This is a genomic window from Pseudomonas meliae, from assembly GCF_001400515.1.
Classification (GTDB): Bacteria; Pseudomonadota; Gammaproteobacteria; order Pseudomonadales; family Pseudomonadaceae; genus Aquipseudomonas; species Aquipseudomonas amygdali.
The window spans coordinates 1-2930 of record NZ_LJQT01000479.1 but is presented as its reverse complement, the minus strand read 5'-3'; the positions used below and the strand labels follow the sequence as shown (position 1 = coordinate 2930).

At 56.7% G+C, this 2930-nt stretch carries 3 protein-coding genes and 1 pseudogene (1 of these 4 running past the window's edge); all 4 read right to left on the bottom strand.

The window, feature by feature from the left end; all coding sequences use genetic code 11:
• Positions 1 to 458 (bottom strand): annotated as a pseudogene (gene folE / locus ALO64_RS22535) (GTP cyclohydrolase I FolE) (it extends 98 nt beyond the left edge of the window).
• 21 nt (positions 459 to 479) lie between these two features.
• Entirely contained in the window at positions 480 to 1190 is a 711-nt protein-coding gene (gene folM, locus ALO64_RS22530) for a dihydromonapterin reductase (RefSeq protein ID WP_044345450.1), read from the bottom strand.
• A 232-nt stretch (positions 1191 to 1422) separates the two neighbouring features.
• Positions 1423 to 1992, bottom strand: coding sequence for a hypothetical protein (locus ALO64_RS22525; RefSeq protein ID WP_002552217.1), 570 nt, complete (start codon positions 1990 to 1992; stop codon positions 1423 to 1425).
• Positions 1993 to 2143: 151 nt separating this feature from the next.
• Positions 2144 to 2749, bottom strand: a complete 606-nt coding sequence (locus tag ALO64_RS22520) for a hypothetical protein (RefSeq protein WP_044345449.1) — start codon at positions 2747 to 2749, stop codon at positions 2144 to 2146.
• Positions 2750 to 2930 lie beyond the last annotated feature (181 nt).

Here is a 2930-nt window from a genome sequence, read left to right as displayed (position 1 = left end):
TCGACACCGCGCATCATCATGCACATGTGCTTTGCCTCGATGACCACGGCTACACCTGCCGCCCTCGTGACTTTCTGAATCGCATCGGCAATCTGCTTGGTCAGATTTTCCTGAATCTGCAGGCGGCGGGCAAACATGTCCACAATGCGCGCGATCTTCGACAGGCCCAGCACTTTGCCAGTAGGGATATAAGCCACATGCGCCTTGCCTATGAATGGCAACAGGTGGTGCTCGCAGAGTGAATACAGCTCGATATTCTGGACAATGACCATCTCATCATTGTCGGATGCGAACAGGGCACCATTGACGATTTCGTCGACGCTCTGGGTGTAGCCGTGACACAGATACTGCATCGCTTTGGAAGCGCGTTTCGGGGTGTCCAGAAGGCCTTCGCGGTCTGGATCTTCACCAAGGCCGAGCAGAATGTCTCGATAGTGCTGGGGCAGGGACGAACTCATCAGAATGTTCCTCGGGGCGGCTTACTTGACGTGCCGTCCGCCGTTTACGGTCAGTGTTGTGCCGGTGACATAGGTGCTGTCCAGAAGGTAGCGCAGGCTCTGGTAGATCACTTCTGCACCAGGCTCTATGCCCAGAGCCGATTTGGCCAGGGCGTTGGCGCGGTAGGCCGCATCGTCCTTGGGTTGAAACATCAACAGCGCCGGTGCTATGCCGTTGACTTTGACAAGAGGGGCGAACCGGGCAGCGAAGGACAGCGTCAGGCTTTCCAGGCCGGCCTTGGTTGCGCAGTAGGCGATGTGCTTGCTGCTGCCCTTGCGGGTCACGTCATCGCTGATATGCACGATGTCAGCGACTTCACTGGCGGTCAGCAACGGCTCACAGTGCAGATTGATCAGGTAGGGTGCCAGCATATGTACGCTGAACATACGCGTGAAGTTATCCGCTTCCTCGCCCGGGGTTTCTGCCAGCCACTCGGATGCATTGTGTACAACGGCACGCAGGCTTGAAATCTGGGTTTTCAGTAGATCGATGAACGCCATGATCCCGGTTTCGCACGAAAAATCGCCGTAGAGGGCCACCGCTCCGGCCTGGCGCAGTTCCGTCACGCTTGCGTGTTCAGTGCGATAACTGATGATAACCCGATGCCCATGCTCAAGCAGTCGCAAGGCGCAATGCAGGCCTACGCGCTGGCTGGCTCCGGTGATCAGAATCGGTGCAGAAGATAATGTCATCGACAGCTCACGTATCGGTTATCCACAGTGGACGGGGATTGTACGGTCGATTGCTTCTTCCGGTTTACAGGAAAAGTTATACCAGAGAATTTTTTTGTACAACCCTGGGCGGGAGCAAGCCTTTGCAAGGCAGCGTTGCAAGGCACTGCCCAAGGGCATGATGAAGAGGTGAGGGTGTCAGAGGCGGCGAAGACCTGTACCTAAGTGCGGGGGTGTACAGGTCTTTTCGATATTACCGAGGGGATGGCGACTGTGCCGGGCGCGCAGGTGCCGCTGGCGTGCTCTGCAGCCAGGGTGCGAGCAGGCGCGTGGACAGCGGGATGAACAGGTAGACCATCAGCGGGGTAAGCACCGCTGTACTGATCATGATGCGCGGCAACAGGTCCAGATGATTGAGCAGCGGGCCAAGCAGGAAATTGAAGATCAGTGACACGGGAAAAAACGCCAGCCATATCGCGACAGCCTGTTTCCAGCGTGGCGGGCGCTGATCGATTGCGCCGAACCAGCCATCAATACCACTGACGCGATGTTCCGAGGGTTGCGCGAAAAGACCGCTGCCGCGCACCAGCCAGGAGCGTCGAGAGGCGGAATGCTCCCAGGCGTGCATGGTGTGCTCATCGGTAAAGCGGAAAATGATCTGAAATTCATCATCGCCAGGCGGAGGCGCCAGCACCCCGGAACCCAGATACCCCGGGAAATCCGTGGCCAACTGTTCGCCTTCGTGCAGCCAGGCCATCATTTCATGGTAACGACCCTGTGCCACGCGGCGGGCGACCATCAAGGTGACGGGTGAGGTAGACATTGTGTATCTCCGGTAGAGGCGTGAGATTCCCGGGTAGGGAGGTCACATGCCGCGATCCGGGGTGGTGGGTCGCGACAGCTTCACTTGAAAAGCAAGCAAGGATTATTCCTGAAACGCTGACGGACCGGTAGAGCTTTGCGGTGTTGGCTGATTACTTGTGCAGGGAAGGGTGCTTGCGGCGATGCTCTTGGAGGATGTACTGACGCAAGCGCTCGGCGTCGTCCTTGCCATGCTTGCTGAAGTGATAGGCACCGAAACTGTGTTCGGTCATTCGCTCCAGCTTGCCGCGCATTGGAATAGGGGTCTGACCTGGCGGGTTGAACCAGGCGGAAAAGTTTCTCGGCAGCTTGCCTTCCTTGCGGTACTCAAGCAGCACCCCCTTGAACGACAGCTCGTGAACCCAGAGCGCCGTCAATGCACCCTTTTCGGTCTCAAGCGGGATTGGCTCTTCAAGCACGAGCCGCCAGGGGCGAATCTTCGGGCCTTCCTCGAAAATACTCGGTGCGCCCAGTTCCAGATGCAGCGCATGGAATTCGTCCTCGACCAGATGCAGAGGGAAATTCATCTGCTGGTTTTCGAACTGCGCATGGATCGTGACCTGCTCGTGAGCAGCCAGACGTGTCAGCAGATCCTGAATCTGAACCCCGCCATTGACCAGAAGGCTACGCGTGCTGTCGCGCACGTTCAGCTTCGGATTGCGCTGCATGCTCTGGATAAAATCCAGTTCAGCCTGTGTGAGGAGAGAATCAGGTTGCATTGGCGGAAAGCTCGGTCTGACCGGTTATTGAGAACAAAGACCATTGATTCCGCAAGTTGTTCGGACCGCTCATCATATTTTTCCATTTTAATATTTCAACTTGGCTGTGCTTTTTCCGTGCCGGCCAAAGGCAAAAGGGTCCGTAGAAAATTCAGATGGCATTCTAGGAGGGTGTAGACAA